General features: G+C 70.8%; 17 protein-coding genes. 7 read left to right on the forward strand and 10 right to left on the reverse strand.

Features of this window, described 5'->3' with window-relative positions; translation table 11 throughout:
* The first annotated feature begins 17 nt into the window (after nt 1-17).
* On the forward strand, nt 18-665 hold the full coding sequence (locus G3T37_RS06340; protein WP_163472669.1) for a hypothetical protein: 648 nt from the start codon (nt 18-20) through the stop codon (nt 663-665).
* A 22-nt stretch (nt 666-687) separates the two neighbouring features.
* Here G3T37_RS06340 and G3T37_RS06345 read toward each other — a convergent pair whose 3' ends face one another.
* The 4 genes from G3T37_RS06345 to G3T37_RS06360 form a co-directional block, all read right to left on the reverse strand.
* Nucleotides 688-1,257, reverse strand: a complete 570-nt coding sequence (locus tag G3T37_RS06345) for a sigma-70 family RNA polymerase sigma factor (protein WP_163472670.1) — start codon at nt 1,255-1,257, stop codon at nt 688-690.
* A gap of 123 nt (nt 1,258-1,380) precedes the next feature.
* The gene (locus G3T37_RS06350) at nt 1,381-2,508 is read right to left on the reverse strand and encodes a sensor histidine kinase (protein WP_338401204.1); all 1,128 of its coding nucleotides are present in this window, start codon (nt 2,506-2,508) and stop codon (nt 1,381-1,383) included.
* Nucleotides 2,495-3,235 (reverse strand): response regulator transcription factor, encoded by a 741-nt coding sequence (locus tag G3T37_RS06355; protein ID WP_163472672.1) that lies wholly within the window; start codon nt 3,233-3,235, stop codon nt 2,495-2,497. The genes G3T37_RS06350 and G3T37_RS06355 overlap by 14 nt, the downstream gene beginning before the upstream one ends.
* A gap of 89 nt (nt 3,236-3,324) precedes the next feature.
* Nucleotides 3,325-4,671: a carboxylesterase/lipase family protein gene (locus tag G3T37_RS06360; RefSeq protein WP_163472673.1), complete on the reverse strand. Its 1,347-nt coding sequence runs from the start codon at nt 4,669-4,671 to the stop codon at nt 3,325-3,327.
* Nucleotides 4,672-4,834: 163 nt separating this feature from the next.
* Between G3T37_RS06360 and G3T37_RS06365 the strand changes: the two genes are divergently transcribed.
* Nucleotides 4,835-5,893 (forward strand): isopenicillin N synthase family dioxygenase, encoded by a 1,059-nt coding sequence (locus G3T37_RS06365; protein WP_338401205.1) that lies wholly within the window; start codon nt 4,835-4,837, stop codon nt 5,891-5,893.
* Between the two features lie 374 nt (nt 5,894-6,267).
* Here the strand turns inward: G3T37_RS06365 and G3T37_RS06370 are convergent, their stop codons facing one another.
* Nucleotides 6,268-7,098 (reverse strand): aldo/keto reductase, encoded by an 831-nt coding sequence (locus G3T37_RS06370; protein WP_163472674.1) that lies wholly within the window; start codon nt 7,096-7,098, stop codon nt 6,268-6,270.
* 83 nt (nt 7,099-7,181) lie between these two features.
* On the opposite strand from G3T37_RS06370, the gene G3T37_RS06375 reads away from it, so the two are divergent.
* A complete protein-coding gene (locus tag G3T37_RS06375; RefSeq protein ID WP_163472675.1) occupies nt 7,182-8,135 on the forward strand; it encodes a LysR family transcriptional regulator in 954 nt (317 codons plus the stop codon).
* Between the two features lie 48 nt (nt 8,136-8,183).
* On the opposite strand, the gene G3T37_RS06380 is transcribed toward G3T37_RS06375, so the two are convergent.
* Nucleotides 8,184-9,611, reverse strand: a complete 1,428-nt coding sequence (locus G3T37_RS06380; protein ID WP_163472676.1) for a helix-turn-helix domain-containing protein — start codon at nt 9,609-9,611, stop codon at nt 8,184-8,186.
* 103 nt (nt 9,612-9,714) lie between these two features.
* Between G3T37_RS06380 and G3T37_RS06385 the strand changes: the two genes are divergently transcribed.
* Nucleotides 9,715-11,568, forward strand: coding sequence for a phosphoenolpyruvate carboxykinase (GTP) (locus G3T37_RS06385; protein WP_163472677.1), 1,854 nt, complete (start codon nt 9,715-9,717; stop codon nt 11,566-11,568).
* Here the strand turns inward: G3T37_RS06385 and G3T37_RS06390 are convergent.
* Nucleotides 11,551-12,813, reverse strand: coding sequence for an MFS transporter (locus G3T37_RS06390; RefSeq protein ID WP_163472678.1), 1,263 nt, complete (start codon nt 12,811-12,813; stop codon nt 11,551-11,553). The two genes, G3T37_RS06385 and G3T37_RS06390, sit on opposite strands and share 18 nt — an antisense overlap.
* A 90-nt stretch (nt 12,814-12,903) precedes the next feature.
* On the opposite strand from G3T37_RS06390, the gene G3T37_RS06395 reads away from it, so the two are divergent.
* Complete coding sequence (locus tag G3T37_RS06395) at nt 12,904-13,452, forward strand: TetR/AcrR family transcriptional regulator (protein WP_163472679.1); 549 nt, start codon at nt 12,904-12,906, stop codon at nt 13,450-13,452.
* Here G3T37_RS06395 and G3T37_RS06400 read toward each other — a convergent pair.
* Together G3T37_RS06400 and G3T37_RS06405 are read right to left on the reverse strand one after the other, a co-directional pair.
* On the reverse strand, nt 13,449-14,018 hold the full coding sequence (locus G3T37_RS06400) for a TetR/AcrR family transcriptional regulator (protein ID WP_163472680.1): 570 nt from the start codon (nt 14,016-14,018) through the stop codon (nt 13,449-13,451). The two genes, G3T37_RS06395 and G3T37_RS06400, sit on opposite strands and share 4 nt — an antisense overlap.
* The gene (locus tag G3T37_RS06405; protein WP_163472681.1) at nt 14,015-14,461 is read right to left on the reverse strand and encodes a tautomerase family protein; all 447 of its coding nucleotides are present in this window, start codon (nt 14,459-14,461) and stop codon (nt 14,015-14,017) included. The genes G3T37_RS06400 and G3T37_RS06405 overlap by 4 nt, the downstream gene beginning before the upstream one ends.
* A 117-nt stretch (nt 14,462-14,578) precedes the next feature.
* On the opposite strand from G3T37_RS06405, the gene G3T37_RS06410 reads away from it, so the two are divergent.
* Complete coding sequence (locus G3T37_RS06410) at nt 14,579-15,493, forward strand: pseudouridine-5'-phosphate glycosidase (protein ID WP_163472682.1); 915 nt, start codon at nt 14,579-14,581, stop codon at nt 15,491-15,493.
* On the forward strand, nt 15,486-16,376 hold the full coding sequence (locus G3T37_RS06415; RefSeq protein ID WP_163472683.1) for a PfkB family carbohydrate kinase: 891 nt from the start codon (nt 15,486-15,488) through the stop codon (nt 16,374-16,376). Before G3T37_RS06410 ends, G3T37_RS06415 begins: the two co-directional genes overlap by 8 nt.
* Here G3T37_RS06415 and G3T37_RS06420 read toward each other — a convergent pair.
* The gene (locus G3T37_RS06420; RefSeq protein WP_163472684.1) at nt 16,348-17,748 is read right to left on the reverse strand and encodes a cryptochrome/photolyase family protein; all 1,401 of its coding nucleotides are present in this window, start codon (nt 17,746-17,748) and stop codon (nt 16,348-16,350) included. The two genes, G3T37_RS06415 and G3T37_RS06420, sit on opposite strands and share 29 nt — an antisense overlap.
* Between the last annotated feature and the right edge of the window lie 46 nt (nt 17,749-17,794).

Here is a 17,794-nt window from a genome sequence, read left to right on the forward strand (position 1 = left end):
TAGCGTCGAAAGCGCTCATGACCGTCCTCTCCCGGCTTCAACGCGCCCGCCGCATCCTCGCGATGCTCGCGGCGGCCAGCGCTTTCGCCATCGCGGCGGTCGGCGGACTCGCCCCGCCCGCGCCCCCGACCGAGGACGCGATCCTGCGCGCGTACTCGCTCGCCCACGCTCAGGAGGTGGCGGTCGCCGATTCCGCGACGGGCACCGTGGTCAGGCGCGACGGGTACACGGCGTCGCCGGGCTACGAGACGCTCAAGGAGGGCGGCACCAACTACGACTGGGCCAACCTGATCCTGCTCTACGGCGGATGGCCGCGCAGCGACGTCAACGTCACCGTGCTGCTGCGATGGATGCGCCAGGAGAACGGTCCGCCCAACTGGTGGAACCGCAACAATCCGCTCAACAACGGCTACGGCTCCGGCGGCAACGCCGGCACCGGCTCCTACCCCAACCTCATGGTCGCCGCCCAGAAGGTCGCCGAGAACCTCAAGCGCCTGGGCGCCTTCCATCCCATCGTGGCCGCCCTCGTGGCCTCGTCATCGACGAGCGACATCGAGCACGCGATCTGGGCCTCGCCGTGGGCGGCGAGCCACTACGCGAACGGCACCCACTGGGCCTACTTCCCGGTACCGATCGTGAAGGCCCCCGCCAGCGCCTGGGGATGACCGGCGCCGGCACTCCGTCCGCTCAGGCGCTCAGCGCCTGGTCCGCCCCCAGCAGCTGGCGCAGTCGCAGCAGCCCGTCGCGCTGCCGCGTCTTCACGGCGGACGTCGACGCGCCGACCAGGGCGGCCGCCTCGGCGGCGGTTCGTCCATCCAGGTAGGTGATGGTGAGAGCCTCGCGCTGCAGGGGCGAGATCAGGGCCAGCGCCGTGGTCAGGGTGTCCCGGTCGGCGCGCGCGGCGACGTGCTCCCACACCTCATCGTGGGGCGGCGATTGCTCGCGGAGACCGGTGACACGGTCGCGGTCGCGGCTGGCCTGCGAGGCGCGGATGCGGTCGATCGCGCGCCGTGCCGCCATGGTCAGGATCCACGAGAGCGCCGCTCCGCGAGCGGGCTGGAACCGTGCCGCGCTCTGCCAGATCTCGAGGAACACCTCCTGGGCCACTTCTTCCGACTGGGAGAGGTCGACGAGCTGACGGCGCACGGTGGCGAGTACGCGGGTCGCCACCGTCTCGTACAGCGCCTCGAAGGCCGCGTGGTCCCCGGCGGCGACACGGGCGACCAGCTCGTCGACCCGGCGAGATTCCTCAGTCACGATGCGGTCCTTCCGACGGTGTTCAGGGTGTGATGCGTCGTCGTCAGGCTACGAGGGCGGGACGGCCGCCCACCGCCGGAATGTCTTACAGAACGCGGACAGTCCGTCCGCGGAAGTGCGCCGTCAGGAGGGCAGAATGAGGTCGAAGCGGCAGCCGCGGCCAAGGTTGCGCACGCTGATCTCGCCGCGATGCGCCTCGATGATCCCACGCACGATGGTGAGCCCCAGCCCCGCGCCGCCGGTCCGCATCCCGGCGAGCGGAGCCCGCGCCGCCGTTCCGCGCCAGCCCGCGTCGAAGACCCGGGCGAGATCCGCCTCGGGGATGCCGCCGCCCTCGTCGATGACGGAGATCGTGGGCCGCCCATCCGGTGCACGACCCGCCTGCACGGTGATCGGCGTGCCCGGCGCGGTGTGCTGGACGGCGTTCACGAGAAGGTTCGAGATGGCGCGCGCCAGCTCGCGAGGATCGGCCCGCACGGTGAGGTCGGCGCTGTGCTCCGCGACCACGGTGATCCGCCGGTCCGCCGCGAGTGGTCCCAGCTCGGCGACCGCGTCGCTGACCAGGTCGTAGAGCGCGACCTCGCTGACGGTGAGCGTGAGCAGACCCGCGTCGATCTTCGAGAGCTCGAAGAGGTCGTCGACGAGTCCTGACAGGTGATCGACCCGCACGCGCATCTCGCGCAGGTACCTGCCCTGGTCATCCACCATGCCGTCTTCGAGCGCCTCTGCCATCGCCCGGATCCCCGCGAGCGGCGTTCTGAGGTCATGCGAGATCCCCGCGATGAGGTCTCGTCGCGCCGTCTCCAGGCGCTGTTCGCGCAGCCGCGACTCGTCCAGAGTCCGGCTCGTCTCCGCGAGCTCGGTCGCGAGCCGGCGGAGCTCGATCCCCGCGCCGACGTCGCCGGGCGAGACGAGTCTGCCCTCGCCGATGCCGCGCGCCGCAGCCGTCAGCGAGCGGAGGTTGCGCGTCACGATCGCACCCATGCTGATGCTGAACAGGAGCGCGATCGTCGCCGCGACCGCCGCGACCGTGATCGCGACGGTCAGATCGTGCTGCGACAGGAACATCCAGCGCGCCACCGCCACCATGCTGACGACGATCGCCGTCGCGGCAACCGCCACCACGACGACGAGTTGCGCGAGAAGCGAGGCGCGGCGGAGGGCGAGCAGCAGCACGACGCCGATTCCGGTGACCCCCAGCGAACTCGCACCGGTGATCGCGCCCACCGTGGCGAGGTCAGCCCACGACACGTGGCGTCCCCGAGTCGAAGCGGTAGCCGACACCCCACACCGTCGCGATGTGGCGCGGGGTCGCGAGATCGGCCTCGATCTTCTCCCGCAGCCGACGGACATGGACGGTGACCGTCGAGAGATCGCCGACCGTCCACCCCCACACGGCGGCAAGAAGTTCGGGGCGGCCGAAAGTCTGGTCGGGATGCTTGAGGAAGAACTCCAGGAGTTCGAACTCTCGACCCGTGAGGGCCAGCGGCGCGCCGTTTTTCGACGCGGTCCGCGCGGAGGGATCGAGCCGGAACGGCCCGAGCGTGACAGCGGCCTCGGGCGTGAACGCCGTGATGGAGCGACGAAGCACGGACTGCACGCGAAGCACGAGTTCGCGCGGAGAGAAGGGCTTCACGAGGTAATCGTCGGCGCCGGCCTCGAGCCCGGCGATGCGGTCGTCCTCCGACCCCAGGGCGGTGAGCAGGATGACCGGCGTCGCACCCTGCGCCCGCACCCGCCGGCACACCTCCACCCCGTCGATCCCCGGCAGCATCCGATCGAGAACGATGAGGTCGGGCGGCGTCTGCTCCAGCAGCCGCAGCGCCGCGAACCCGTCGGTGGCCTGGGTGACCAGCAGCCCGGCGGCCCGAAGGTAGCTCGCCGCCACCTCGGCGACCGTCGCGTCGTCCTCCACGAGCAGCACCCGGCGGTCGGCGAGGACGTCGTCCGAGGCGAGGGGCGCAGGGGAACTCCGCATCACGTCAGCGTATTGCGGTGGTCGCCGCTCCGCCGGATCCGTTCGTGTTCCGTAAGGATTCCGGGGTTTCTCGCTGCGGTCGCTCCCCGCTACCGCGCGTCGACGAGCGCGATCGCCGTCGCGTACTGCCCGTGCCCCACCGTGGAGACGGTGTCGTAGACGCGAACCTCGTCGGCGAGGGTGCCGACCGCGGGAGCCCATGACGGCGACTCGCCGCGCACGAAGGCCACGGCATCCGCGTGCCGCACGGCGGCCAGTCCCTCGGGTGTCGCGCCGAGCGTGCCCGCTACGTGCGATTCCGCGAGCACGTCGAAGACGAAGGGCAGATCGATGCAGTGCGTCGCGCCGCCCGTGACGGGGCTCACCCACTCGAAGGAGTAAAGCCAGGTGCCCGCGGATGCGCCCGCGCGAGCGCGGGCGACCCGCACGCAGGTCGAGCGGAACATCGCGTCCGTCGCGCTCACCCCCTCGGCCACCTGGAACGCGCCGAACTCGTCGGTCGTGCTCCCCAGGACGAGCGGTGTGTCGAGACCGGTGACGGCGAGTCCCTCGGGCAGTCGCGGCGTGGTCGGCGCGTAGGCGAGCAGGAGCTCGCCCGACGCGGCGCGCCACTCGGCGCTCGCCGCCTGCAGGGCGGCGTCGCTGAGCGCCCCGAACGCGTCCGGCGTCGCCTCGATGCCGAGGTGGGCGGCGAAAGACCTCGTGAGCTGCTCGGCGTGCTCGGGCGTGATGATCTCGTCGATGCCGGAGAGGCTCATCGCGCGCGCGAACAGCGGCTGGGCGGCCTCGGTGGCGAGGAGGCAGAGCACGGCGCCGCCGCCCGCCGACTGGCCGGCGATGGTGACCCGCTCCGGGTCGCCCCCGAAGGCGCGGATGTTGTCGCGCACCCACTCGAGCGCGCAGATCCAGTCGAGCAGGCCGCGGTCGGCGACGACCCCGGGAAGCCAGCCGAAGCCGTCGAAGGCGACCCGGTAGGCGATGGTGACGACCACCACACCGTCGCGCACGAAGGCGCTGCCGTCGTACCACGGGCTCGCGGCGGAGCCGGCGGTGTAGCCGCCGCCGTGGATCCAGACCATGACGGGCAGCGGCTCGGCTCCGGCGAGGAGGCGGTCGGGTGCCGTGAACACGTTGAGCGTGAGCACGTCGTCGCCGGGGATCGTCGGCTCCGGGATGGTCGTCACGTCGGCGAAGGGCCGACGCTGCGGGGTCGCCCCCCACCGCGTCGCGTCGAACACCCCGTCGAAGGGCGCACGTCGTCTCGGCGCGAGCCAGCGCAATTCGCCGACCGGCGGATCAGCGTAGGGGATGCCGCGGAAGACCGCGGTGCCGCCCTCCACGAGTCCGCGGATGGTTCCCGCGGGAGCGGACACGATGGGTGCGGCGGTGCCGCTCGCCGGGGCGTCGTCGCCCTCGGCCCGGTGGAGTGGGCTCATGATGCCACCATTCTCCTCGCCGGGGCGACTGTCAATACCGAATGGCTATTCGGTTTTGGGGACCGCACCACGATCGCGAGATACTGGTGTCGACTGCCGAACCTCCGCTCCGCCGCCCCACCCGCACCGCCCAACCGTTCCCCGATCGTTCCGAGGAGGCCCCGTGCCCGAGACCGCCGCGTTCCACGTTCCCGCCATCGACATCTCGCCCTACATCGCAGGGGGCAGCGCGGAGGAGAAGCAGGCGGTCGCCCGGGCCTTCGACGAGGCCGCGCGCACGGTGGGCTTCATGCAGATCACCGGCCACGGCATCCCTCTCGAATCCTGGGCGCGCCTGGGCCGGGCGAGCGACCGGTTCTTCGAACTGAGCCTCGAGCAGAAGAAGCGCTACCGTGCACCGAAGGGGGTGAACCGCGGGTACAGCCCGCCCAAGTCGGAGCGGCTCAGCCTGAGCCTCGGCGTCGAGAAGGCGGAGCGCATGAACGACTTCTTCGAGGCGTTCAATGTGGGGGCGACGGCCGCCGACTACGCGCACGCGGGCGTGAGCGAGGCCGACTACGCCGACAACATCTGGCCGGAGGAGACCGAGACCTTCCGCGACGACGTCGAGCTCTGGATGACGAACGCCACCGCGGTCGCGCACGTGATGATGGCGATCTTCGCCGACGCGCTCGGCCTGCCGAGCGACTACTTCGCCGCCTACACCGACCACTCGCTCAACGTGCTGCGCATGAACAACTACGCACTGCCCGAGGGGGAGCGGGTCACGCTCGACGGCGACCTCATCGGCATGGGTGAGCACACCGACTTCGGCATCGTCACCCTGCTCTGGGCCGACGACGTGAAGGGGCTGCAGGTGCTCGGTGAGGACGGGTCGTGGAACGACGTCTCGCCCCTGCCCGGCGCCCTGCTGGTCAATCTCGGCGACCTGACCGCGCGCTGGACCAACGAGAAGTGGAAGTCGACGCTCCACCGCGTCAAGCCCCCGGTCGTGGGCGGCACGATCAAGCGTCGGCGCTCGGCCGCGTTCTTCTTCGACGGCAATGTGGATGCCCTCATCACGACCCTGCCCGGCTGCGTCGAGCCGGGGGAGCGCGAGCTGTACGCGCCGATCACCGTGAGTGAGCACATTCAGGCCAAGCTCCGCGGCTCGCGGGAGCTGCAGAAGAACACGGGCGACATCGAGCGCGAGGCGCAGCGGGTGCTCTCCAGCCGGTACTAGCGGCGGCTCAGCGACGCGCGGCCGCGCGTCCCCCATCAGCAGTGAATCCGCTGAATATCGGGTGAGTCGGTGGCAACCGGCGTAGCGTTAATGCATCCTGCCGGTCGCCCTTTGGGTTGGGCGAGGGCGTCTCAGGCGTCCAGCCGGCTGGAGAATAGGGCTCCGAGACGAGATTCGGGTTTTCGCCACGGGGCCCGCTCCGCGCCCCTTCTCGGGCGTTTGCGAGAGCCCGGGCCGCCGCTGCAGCGTGCGACCCGGGCCCGTGCAAACTGGGCCCGTGCAACTCGGGCCCGTGCGACCAGGACCCGTGCAACGAGGCCGCGTGCGACCCCAGCCCGTGGGCGCCGCCCCGATCAGTGACGGCGCCCGGCGAACTAGTTGATCTCGCTCGGGTTGCCACCCACGCGTCGGTTCTCGTCGAGCGCGTCGATCGCCGCGAACTCCTCGGCGCTCAGCTCGAAGCCGAACACGTCGAAGTTCTCGGCCATCCGCTCGCGCGAGTTCGACTTCGGGATCACGATGTTGCCGGTCTGCAGGTGCCAGCGGAGCACGACCTGCGCCGGCGAGACGCCGTGGCTGGCGGCCGCCGCCTGCACCGGCGCCAGGTCGAACAGCGGGTACTTGCCCTGCCCGAGCGGTCCCCACGCCTCCGTCGCGATGCCGTGCTGCGCCTGGAAGGCGCGCAGTTCGCGCTGCTGGAAGATCGGGTGCAACTCCACCTGGTTCACCGCGGGCACGACGTCGGTCTCGGCCAGCAGTCGCTCGAGGTGCGGGATGAGGAAGTTGCTGACGCCGATCGACTTGGCTCGGCCATCCGCCGCGAAGGTCTCGAAGGTGCGCCAGGTCTCGACGTACAGGTCGTTCGCGGGCATCGGCCAGTGGATGAGGTAAAGGTCGAGGTAGTCGAGCCCCAGCATGTCGAGACTGCGCGCGAAGGCCCCCTCCACGTCGCGGGCCTTGTGGTGATCGTTGCGAAGCTTCGTGGTGATGAAAAGTTCCTCGCGCGGAATCCCCGAGGCGCGCAGGGCGGCGCCGACCTGCGTCTCGTTGTTGTAGCCGGTCGCGGTGTCGATGTGGCGGTACCCCACGGCGAGGGCATCCTCGACGACGCGTTGCGTGTCGTCGGGGTCGACGAGGAAGACGCCGAAGCCGAGCTGCGGGATCGTCGTGCCGGAGGTGAGGGTCAGAGTGGGGGTGTTGGTCATGCTTCCACGCTAGGCGCGGCGGGCCACGCAGTCCAACACATGAAACTTCACTCATTCATGCCCCGTGGTGATAAATTGGGGTGATGGACCTTCGCCAGATGGAGTACTTCGTCGCGCTCGCCGAGGAGCAGCAGTTCACCCGGGCGGCCGAGCTGACCCGGGTCTCGCAGTCGGGCCTGAGCGCGAGCATCCGCACACTCGAAGACGAGTTGCAGACGCCCCTGTTCGTACGCACCACCCGGCGGGTCGAGCTCACGGAGGCGGGCCTCGCGCTGCTGCCCCACGCCCGGGCGATGCTCGCCCAGGCGACCGCGGGCAAGGATGCGGTGGTCGCCACCCGCGCGGAGCTCACGGGTCAAGTGAACATCGGCGGCGAGCAGTGCCTCGGCATCGATGTGCCCGAGTTGCTCGCCCGGTTCAACAGCCGCTACCCCAAGGTGCGCGTGAGCTACGAGCAGGCGGGCACTCTCGCTTTGCTCTCCGCGATGCGGGCGGGCGAACTCGACATCGCCTTCATCGCCGGCAGCGATGCACCGCCGCGCGCGAAGGAGTCTGGCGCGCGAGCCATCGAGCGCCGCACTCTCGCGACGGAGCCGCTCGTCCTCCTCTGCTCGCCCCAGTCGCCGGTCGCCCGCAAGTCGCGCGTGACGCTCGCCGAGATCGAGGGCGAGGCCTTCGTCGACTTCCACGAGTCGTGGGCGATCCGCGCGATCAACGACGAGGCGTTCGGGGCGGCGTCGCTCCTGCGCACCGTGCGCTTCACCGTGAACGAGGTGCACACCCTGCTCGACCTCGTGCACCGTCAGCTCGGCATCGCCGTCGTACCGAGGCCGATCGCCTCCAAGCCGCAGGCGCAGGGGCTCGTGAAGATCCCGCTCGCGGGCGACCGCATCCCCAACTGGGTGCTCGGGGTCGCGGTCCCCGCGCGCGACGCGACGGGCGGCGTCACCGAGCACCTGCTCGACATGCTGCCCACCGACGGACCGGTCGCCGGCACGGGAGCCGGGCCCACGCCGCTGCCCGCCGTCGTCGGCTGACCCGCCCGACCGCCACCCCGGGTGCGGCGGTCACCCCGAGTGCGGTACCTACCCCGAGTGCGCCTCGAGGAAGGCGTAGAGCTCCTGGTCATCCACCCCGGGAAAGGTGCCGCTCGGCAACGGAGACAGGATGTGCGCGTGCAGCTTGGCGCTCGACCACGCCTTGCCCGCCCACCGCGATGACAGCTCGCGCGCCGGCGTCGAGCAGCAGGCCTGGTCGGGACAGGTCGACTTCTCCCGTAGTTCGGTCTCGCGCCCGCGGAACCACTTGGCGTGCGCGAAGGGCACGCCAATGGTGATCGAGAACTCCTCCGCGCTGCCGGTGCCCGTCTGGGTGGAGTCCCAGAAAGTCCCCTCCGGCGTGTCGGTGTACTGGTAGAACTCGGTCGTGCGGTTCACACGGTCGAAGGCCCGTCGCGCGCTCCAGTGGCGGCAGACCAGCTGCCCCTCGGTCGAGCCCGTGACGTCGACGGGCAACCTCAGGCCGTCGTTCTCGTACGCCTTGTAGACCGCCCCGTCGTCGCCCACGCGCAAGAAGTGGCAGGTGATGTCGAGGTGCGAGGTCGCGAGGTTGGTGAAGCGCAGTGCGGCGGCCTCGTGGGTGACTCCGAACGCGTCGCGGAAATCCTCGACGGCGATGTTGCGCTCCGTCTTGGCGGCCGCGAGGAACTCCACGGACTGGCGGAGCGGCATGAGGCACGCGGCCGCGAAGTAGTTGATCTCCAGGCGCTGCTGCAGGAACTCGGCGTAGCTCTGCGGCTCGTGGTGGCCGAGCACGCGGTGGGCGATCGCCTGGAGCGCCATCGAGCGCAGGCCGTGGCCGCCGGGGATGGACGCGGGCGGCAGGTAGATCCGGCCGTTCTCGAGGTCGGTAACGGAGCGCGCGGAGTGCGGGAGGTCGTGCACGTGCACCAGTTCGAAACCGAGGCCGGCGGCCATCCGGGAGACGGAGCGATGGGTGAGCGCACCGGAGACGTGTCCGACCTCGCCCACCATCCGCTGCGCGATCTCCTCGATATCGGGCAGATAGTTGTCCTTGGTGCGCATGAGCTGGCGCAGCTCGGTGTTGGCGCGACGGGCCTCCTCCGGCGTCGCGATGGCCTCGCGCTCCCGCCGCGCGATCTCGGCGTGCAGACCGATGATGGCGCGGAGCGTGTCGTCGGTCATCGACTTGGATGCCCGCAGCGTCGGCAATCCCAGCGAGCTGTACAGCGCCCCCTGCTGGATGCGCTCCAGCTCGATCTCGAGGGCGGCGCGCGGGCTGGGCGGCTCGGTGGAGAGCAGGTCGGCGACCTCCACGCCCAGTCGCTGGGCGAGGGCGGCGAGCAGGGTGAGCCGCGGCTCACGCTTGCCGTTCTCCATGAGGGAGAGCTGGCTGCCGGCGATGCCCACCGCGGCCCCCAGCTCGTCCAGGGTGAGGCCGGCACCGGTGCGGTAGTGCCGGATGCGCTGGCCCAGCGTCGTCAGATTGCTCATAGCTGCAGATTATCTAAAGTTTCGCAATTCTTTCTACCAACAATCTCGATATGGAGCTTTCAAACCGACGCATTCTTTAAAAACCGACCGAAAGGTGAACCCAATGACGATCGTTACCCCGAGCAGCGCATCCACCTCCCCCGTCCCCGTCGACGAGACCCTCGCCGCGTGGGTCGCCGAGATCGCCGAACTGACCACCCCCGACCGCATCGTGTGGTGCACCGGCTCCACTGCCGAATTCGACACGCTGACCCGCGAGATGGTGGCCCAGGGCACCCTGACGCGGCTCAACGCCGAGTTCCGCCCCTACAGCTTCCTGGCGCGCAGCGACCCGAGCGATGTCGCTCGCGTCGAGCAGCGCACCTTCATCTGCTCCGAGCGGGAGGAGGACGCCGGTCCCACCAACAACTGGGCCGCCCCCGACGAGATGCGTGCCACTCTCGGCGGCCTGTTCGCGGGCTCCATGCGCGGTCGCACGCTCTACGTCGTCCCCTTCGCGATGGGCCCGCTGGGATCGCCGTTCACCCGGATCGGCGTCGAACTCACCGACTCGCCGTATGTCGTCGCCAGCATGCGCATCATGACCCGGATGGGATCCGACGTGCTCGCCCGCATCACGCCGACCACCGAGTGGGTCCGCGCCGTGCACAGCGTCGGCGCGCCGCTCGCTCCCGGCGAGCAGGATGTCGCGTGGCCGAGCAACCCGGTCAAGTACATCAGCCACTTCCCGGAGACTCGCGAGATCTGGTCGTTCGGCTCCGCCTACGGCGGCAACGCCCTGCTCGCCAAGAAGTCCATGGCGCTCCGCATCGCGTCCGTCATGGCGCGCGACGAGGGCTGGCTCGCCGAGCACATGCTCATCCTCAAGGCGACGAACCCGAAGGGGCGCTCGATGCACATCGCGGCGGCCTTCCCGAGCGCGTGCGGCAAGACGAACTTCGCGATGCTCGCGCCGACCATCCCCGGCTGGACGATCGAGACGATCGGCGACGACATCGCCTGGCTGCGGCAGGGGGAGGACGGCCGACTGCGCGCGATCAACCCGGAGGCCGGCTTCTTCGGTGTCGCCCCCGGCACCGGTCCCAGCACCAACCGCAACGCGGTCGACATGCTCTGGGGCAACTCGATCTTCACGAACGTCGCGCTGACCGACGACGGCGACGCGTGGTGGGAGGGGCTCACCCCCACTCCGCCCGCACACCTCACCGACTGGCAGGGCAACGACTGGACCCCCGCCTCGGGAACCCCCGCCGCGCATCCGAATTCCCGGTTCACCGTCGCGGCGGCGCAGTGCCCGTCGATCTCCGACGACTGGCAGAACCCGGACGGCGTCGTCATCGACGCGATCATCTTCGGCGGCCGCCGAACCTCCAACGTGCCCTTGGTGGTAGAGGCGCGCGACTGGGATCACAGCGTCTTCATCGGCGCCACGATCTCATCGGAGCAGACGGCGGCCGCCGAGGGCACCGTGGGGTCGCTACGGCGCGACCCCTTCGCGATGCTCCCCTTCTGCGGGTACAACATGGCCGACTACTGGGCGCACTGGCTGAGCTTCGGTCGCGCCCTCCGCGGTCGCGGTCGCGTGCCGCGCGTGTTCCAGGTCAACTGGTTCCGCAAGGGTGAGGATGGCCGCTTCCTGTGGCCCGGATTCGGCGAGAACGTGCGCGTGCTCGAGTGGATCATGGACCGCGTCGACGGGGAAGTGGGCGCCGTCGAGACGCCCATCGGCTACCTGCCGCTGCGCGACGGGATCGACACGAGCGACCTCGACCTCGCCGACGGCACCATGGACGAGCTGTTCGCGCTCGACGACGAGGCGTGGTTGCGCGAGGCCGACGGCATCGAGAGCTACTTCGCCGAGTTCGGAGACCGGGTGCCCGCCGAGCTGCACGCGCAGCTCGAGGTGCTGCGGTCGATGCTGCGCGCGGGCGCGGAGGGCTCAGCTCAGGTCGCCTGAGGCCGTCCGGCGCAGCCGGGCCTGAAGGATCAGTCCGAGAAGCGCGGACAGCACGATCGCGCCGCCGTACCCGAGGATGACCGGCAGCAGCCCGAGCCGGGCGACGAGCTGCCCCGCCACCACGGCGGGCACCCCGAGCGCGAGGTAGGCGACGACGAACACTCCCGCGATCAGACCGGCGCGCTGGTGCACCTCGACGAGCGGCGTGAGGCTGCGGAGGGTCGCGGAGAAGGTGGAGCCGAATCCGGCTCCGCCGACGATCCCGCCGAGCCACACCAGCGGGAGGGCTCCGAGGAGCACGCCCGCGATGAACAGCACCGCGCCGGCGAGGATCGCGGGCGTGCCCCAGCGCAGGATCGTCTGCGGGGCCACGCGCGAGAGCACGAGGGCAGCGACCGCCGCCGAACCGGGGGCGAGAAACGCGCTCGCGCCGTTCAGGAGTCCGCTATCGACGTGGAAGATGGATCGGATGATCGTGGGCATGAGTCCGAGGAACAGGCCCGCCTGCATCCAGGCCGCGGTCTGCACGGGGATGGCGGCGACGAAGCCACGGCGTGCGCTGCGGGGTACCGCGACGCGGGGGATCAGCGAGCGCAGGGCCCCCGCGCGGCGGGTCACGGTCTCGTTCGCGAGCGCGGCCACGAGGAGTCCGACCGCCATGACGATGGCGAGCGTCGCGTACACGAGGGCCGTCGGATCACTCGCGAACTGCACGGCGACGCCGCTCAGCAGCGCGCCGAGGGCGAGGCCGCCGGCCGTGCCGGTCGCCCCGAGAACGCCGCCGAGGCGCTTGTATCGCTCGGGCGCGAGCTCGACGATCCAGGCGGTGAAGGCACTCGACGCCGCACCGGTCGCGACGCCCTGCAGCACGCGCGCCGCGATCACCCAGCCGATGTCGGGGGCGACGAGGAAGAGCACCATCGCGACGGTCTCGACGCCGAGCGCCACCACGACCACCGGGCGACGCCCGATGTGGTCGGAGAGCGAGCCGACGACGAGCAGTGCGGCGAGCAGGCCGATCGCGTAGGCGGAGAACGCGATGGTGAGCAGCGACGGCGAGAATCCCCAGCGCTGCTCGAGCAGCACCAGCAGCGGAGTGGGCGCGCCCGCGGCGAGATAGAGCGCCGCGAAGGCCACCGCCCCGCCGACGAAGGCGACCATGGGCGGCAGGGTTCTCCGGCTGCCGCGGCCGCTGACGACGGTGACGGGAACCGTCGGGGTGGGGCAGGCGCTGACGGTCGACATGTGCACTCCTAAAAGCAAAGAATGTTGCGTTTGAGTGACAGTACGCCATAGCGCGGGTTAATGCAAACATTGTTGCGTTAGACTGGGGGCATGAGCACGAACACCGAGCCGGCACGCCGCACAGGCGGCCGGAGTGCCGTGGTTCTCAGCGCGATCAAGACCGCGGTGGAGGAGCTGGTCGCCGAACGCGGAAGCGAGCGGGTGACGATCCCGATGGTCGCCGAGCGCGCCGGCGTCAACCCGACGAGCGTCTACCGGCGCTGGGGCGATGCGTCGACGATGATCAACGACATCGCCACCTACCGTCTCGACCCGGGCCGACCGCTCCCGAAGGGGGATGACCTCCGCACCCTCCTCACCGAGTGGGCCGACGAGATCATCCGTCACTACAGCGACCCGGTGCACGCGGCGATCCTTCGCGGCGGCGCGGCGTCCGCGGGCCAATCGCAGAGCGACTGCCTCCGTAATCGTCGCGCGGAGGCGGGCATGCTCGTGCAGCAGGCGGCCCCCGTTCCGGGAATCACCGTCGAGCGCGTCATCGACCACATCGTGGCGCCGATCGTCTACCGCGTCATCTTCATCCCGGATTCCCTCGACGAGACCCTCGCCCCGCGGCTGGTGGCCGAGCTCTTCGACTAGACGGCGGCTCGCCGCACCTCGTCGCGAAGCTGATCGGCGACGAGGTCGAACGGCGCGACGTCCTGTTCCGCCCTCGCCATGACGACGGCGCCCTCGCTCCCCGCGACGAGCAGTGCGGCGAGACGGGGAGCGTCGTCGGGCGAGACGCCCCCGGCCTCCAACAATTCCGCGAGACGTCCGCGCCACGCGCGGAACACCCCCGCGGTCGCCTCGAGGAGCGGTGCGTCGTCGGTCGCGACGGTGACGGCCAGAACCGAGCATCCCGCGGTGAACTCCGAGCCGACAACGAGCGCACGCCACAGACGGAGGAAGAGCTCCGCTACCTCGACCGCGGAGGATCCTCGTACCGACTCCAGCGCATCCAGCGCGCGCTGACCTGCGAGCGCGACGGCGGAGGCCACGAGCTGGTCCTTGCCGTCGGGGAAGTGGTGGTAGATCGACCCCCGGGGCGCACCCGTCGCCGCGATCACCTCGGAGAACGACGTGGCCTGGAGGCCGCGCGTCGCCAGGAGTCGGACGGCGCCGGCGATCATGCGGTCGCGCGCGCCGGGCGGCGTCTCCGTCATTCCGCGGTCGTCGGCGCGGCGGCAGCGCGGGCCGCGAGGGCGGTGAACTCCTCCCGCCCGAACGCGGTTCCGGAGAGCCCCCACCCGCCCTCTGCCGCCTCCTGAAGGATGACCCAGGTGCGGGCGACGAGCGTCTCGTCACCCGCGATGCGCGCGACGATGTCGGTGGCCTCCCGGGTGATCTGCCGCTGCCCGGCACGGTTCAGGGAGCCGGGTGGGGTGATGATCTGCACGCGCACCACGTTCGCCGGGGCGCTGGCCGCGGTGGCGACGCTTCCGCTGGGGAGGCGGTGGATGAACGCCGCCGTGTTCTCGAGATGGAACGGGCCCGGCGTCGTGACGCCCTCCGCGCGGAGAACGGCGTGGGTCAGCTCGGTGCCGAGCTGGGCATCCGCGGATTCCGGCAGGAGGTGGGCGGGGAGGTAGACGTCGATCATGGGCATGGGCCGACTCCTTCGTGAGTGATTATGACGATCATCATATACACGAGTATGACGATCGTCATAGCCCGCGACCCGTGTTTTCGTCCCGAAATGTTCACCGGGTAGCTTGGGGCCATCATGTCTTCCGCATTCCACGTCTCCGAACCCGTCGCCCGCGCACTCGCCGAGAACCGGCCCGTCGTCGCCCTCGAATCCACCATCATCAGCCACGGGCTGCCGCGGCCGCGCAACCACGAGGCGGCCCTCGAGTTCGAGGAGATCCTGCTCTCCGCGGGGGTCACGCCCGCCACGATCGCCGTGCTCGACGGGGTTCCGCAGATCGGTCTCGATGCCGAGGGCGTGCGTCGCATCGCCGAGGATGACCTCACCAAGGCGAGCGTGAGAGACCTGCCCATCCTCGCGGCCCGCGGCGCGAGCGGCGCCACCACGGTCGCGGCGACCGCCCACCTGGCGGGCCTCGCCGGAGTTCGGGTCTTCGCGACGGGCGGGCTCGGCGGGGTGCACCGCGGGGCCAGCGACAGCTTCGACGAGTCGGCCGATCTCTCCACGATCGCGGTCACGCCCGTCACCGTCGTCTCCGCGGGCGTGAAGTCGGTGCTCGACATCGCGGCGACGCTCGAGCGCCTGGAGACGCTGAGCATCCCCGTGCTCGGCTACCAGACCACCATCTTCCCCAGCTTCTGGCTGCGCGAATCCGCGTTCACGCTCGACTGGTCGGTCGACAGCGCCGCCGACGTGGCCCGCGTGATGAAGGCACAGGACGAGGTGGGCCACGGCCAGGGCATCGTCGTCGCCAACCCGATCCCTCTCGAGCAGCAGTGGGACCCGGCGGAGCACGACCGCGTGCTCGCCCAGGCGCTCGCCGCGGCCGACGAGGCGGGGGTCACCGGCAAGGCCGTCACCCCGTTCCTGCTCCTCTACATCGTCGAGGCCTCCGGCGGGCGCAGCCTGGAGGTCAACCTCGATCTCGCGCGCAACAACGTGCGGGTGGCGGGCGAGATCGCGACCGCGTGGTCCGCCCTCCGTGGCTGACACCCCCGCTCGCGTCGTCGTCTTCGGCGACGTGATCGACGACATCGTGGTGGTGCCGCGCGGCGAGATCCGCGTCGACACCGACACCCCCAGCTCCATCGTGCGACGCGCGGGCGGCTCGGCGGCGAATGCGGCGAGCTGGCTGGCCGCCGCGGGCGTGCCGGTCGACTTCGTGGGGCGCGTGGCCGCCGACGACGTGGAGCGACACAGCGCCCTGCTCGCGCGCCACGGGGTCACCCCGCATCTCCACGCCGATCCGAGCCGTCCCACGGGAACGATCGTGGTGGTGGTCGCGGGCGAGCGCCGCACCTTCCTCACCGAGCGCGGCGCGAATGACGCGCTGACGCCCGACGAGATCGGTGACGAGCTTCTGGCGGGCACGGGCATCCTGCATCTCACCGGCTACAGCCTGTTCGGCCGGCCCGCGGATGACCGGCTCGCGCACCTCCTGAATCGCGCCACCGCCGCGGGCGTGCTCGTCTCCGTCGACCCCGGTTCCGCCGGCTACCTCGCCGACTTCGGGGTGGGGCCGTTCCTCGCGGCCGTGCGCGGAGCGCACTACCTCTTCCCGAACCGCGACGAGGGCGCCGTCCTGACCGGCGAGGATGACCCCCTCACCATCGCCCGCGCCCTCTCCGCCCTCTTCCCGGTCGTCGCGCTCACGCTGGGCACCGAGGGGGTCGTGCTCGCGCTGCGCGGAGCGGAACCCGAGCTCATCCCGATCGCCCCCACCGCCACGGTGGATCCGACGGGTGCGGGCGACGCGTTCTGCGCGGGATTCCTCGCCGCGACCCTCGGCGGTGCGGCTCCCCGCGACGCCGCGCTCGCGGGTGCCGCGCTCGCCGCGCGCGCCGTCAGCGTGCTGGGCGGTCGTCCGTCGTAGCGGCCTCGGCCTTCTCCGCGTTCCGCCGCTTCAGCTCGTCGTAGGCGGCGAGTGCGGCGGCGCGGGTCTCGGCGAGATCCACGATCGGCGCCGACCGCAGTTCGTCGTCGGGAACCCAGCGCGAGACGTAGGCGCCCTCCGGGTCGAAGCGGCTTTGCTGTAAGGCCGGGTTGAAGACGCGGAAGTAGGGTGCCGCATCCGCGCCACTGCCCGCGACCCATTGCCAGTTGCCGGGGTTGTTCGCCTCGTCGGCGTCGACCAGCGTGTCCCAGAACCAGCGCTCGCCGAGCCGCCAGTCGAGCAGCAGGTTCTTCACGAGGAAGCTGCCGGCGACGAGACGCACACGGTTGTGCATGTAGCCCGTCGCCCACAGCTCGCGCATTCCGGCGTCGACGAGGGGGATTCCCGTGCGCCCCTCCTGCCAGGCCTCCAGCTCACCCGGCGCGGGTGTGCGCCACGGGAAGGCGTCGAACTCGGGCCGGAAGTTCGTCTCCGCGAGGTCGGGCCAGTGGAACAGGATGTTCCAGTTGAACTCGCGCCACACGAGCTGCCGGAGGAATTTGTCGGCGTTGCGCGCCGCCGGGGCGCCGAGTGCGCCGCGGATGCGGTGCCAGACCTGGAAGGGGCTGATCTCCCCGAAGCGGAGGTGCGGGCTCAGGTGCGAGGTGGGGTCGAGCGCGGGCTCGTCGCGCCGGTCGTACTGGGCGAGCGCCCCCGTCGCGAACTCCTCCAGTGCGCCGCGCGCGGATCGCTCTCCGGGCGTCCACCGCTCCGCGATCCCTCCCGACCAGTCGGGGGCCACCGGGAGGAGGCGCCACGAGTCGAGCGTCTCGCTGGGCACCCCGCGCAGACCGTCGAGCGCGGTGGGTTCGGCGAGGGGTTCGCGGGGCTCTCCCCGATCGAGGCACGCCTTCCAGAACGGGGTGAACACCCGGTACGGGTTGCCCTCGCCGGTCGTGACCGTCCACGGCTCGGAGAGCAGGTTCCCTTGGTGGCTGTGCACATCGATGCCGCGCGCCCGCAGCGACGACTTGAGGTCGGCGTCCAGCTGCCGCGCCGCGCCGTAGCGGCGGTTCCAGTGCACGGCACCGGCGTCCACCTCGTCGACGAGCGCCGGGATGACCACCCCGGCCGGGCCGCTCCGAAGCACCAGCTCGCCCCCCACCCGCGCGATCTCCGCCCCGAGCGCCGCGAGGCTGTGGTGCAGCCACCACCGTGTCGCACCCCCGAGCGGGCGGATGCCGTCGCTCTCCTCATCGAGCACATAGACGACGACGAGGGGCGCGCCTGTCTCGATCGCGGCCTGCAGCGCGGGATTGTCAGCGAGCCGAAGGTCGTCGCGGAGCCAGACGATGGTGGGTTGGGAGGCCATCAGACAAGACTATGAGGCGCGCCTGACACGCGGGATACTGTGTGCA

Origin of the sequence: Galbitalea soli, from assembly GCF_010686725.1 — a bacterium.
GTDB lineage: Bacteria > Actinomycetota > Actinomycetes > Actinomycetales > Microbacteriaceae > Galbitalea > Galbitalea soli.

Coding starts and splice junctions, on each gene's coding strand:
- G3T37_RS06340 (WP_163472669.1), top strand. CDS start 18: ATGACCGTCCTCTCCCGGCTTCAACGCGCCCGCCGCATCCTCGCGATG.
- G3T37_RS06355 (WP_163472672.1), bottom strand. CDS start 3,235: ATGCGGAGTTCCCCTGCGCCCCTCGCCTCGGACGACGTCCTCGCCGAC.
- G3T37_RS06360 (WP_163472673.1), bottom strand. CDS start 4,671: ATGAGCCCACTCCACCGGGCCGAGGGCGACGACGCCCCGGCGAGCGGC.
- G3T37_RS06370 (WP_163472674.1), bottom strand. CDS start 7,098: ATGACCAACACCCCCACTCTGACCCTCACCTCCGGCACGACGATCCCG.
- G3T37_RS06375 (WP_163472675.1), top strand. CDS start 7,182: ATGGACCTTCGCCAGATGGAGTACTTCGTCGCGCTCGCCGAGGAGCAG.
- G3T37_RS06380 (WP_163472676.1), bottom strand. CDS start 9,611: ATGAGCAATCTGACGACGCTGGGCCAGCGCATCCGGCACTACCGCACC.
- G3T37_RS06385 (WP_163472677.1), top strand. CDS start 9,715: ATGACGATCGTTACCCCGAGCAGCGCATCCACCTCCCCCGTCCCCGTC.
- G3T37_RS06390 (WP_163472678.1), bottom strand. CDS start 12,813: ATGTCGACCGTCAGCGCCTGCCCCACCCCGACGGTTCCCGTCACCGTC.
- G3T37_RS06395 (WP_163472679.1), top strand. CDS start 12,904: ATGAGCACGAACACCGAGCCGGCACGCCGCACAGGCGGCCGGAGTGCC.
- G3T37_RS06400 (WP_163472680.1), bottom strand. CDS start 14,018: ATGACGGAGACGCCGCCCGGCGCGCGCGACCGCATGATCGCCGGCGCC.
- G3T37_RS06405 (WP_163472681.1), bottom strand. CDS start 14,461: ATGCCCATGATCGACGTCTACCTCCCCGCCCACCTCCTGCCGGAATCC.
- G3T37_RS06410 (WP_163472682.1), top strand. CDS start 14,579: ATGTCTTCCGCATTCCACGTCTCCGAACCCGTCGCCCGCGCACTCGCC.
- G3T37_RS06420 (WP_163472684.1), bottom strand. CDS start 17,748: ATGGCCTCCCAACCCACCATCGTCTGGCTCCGCGACGACCTTCGGCTC.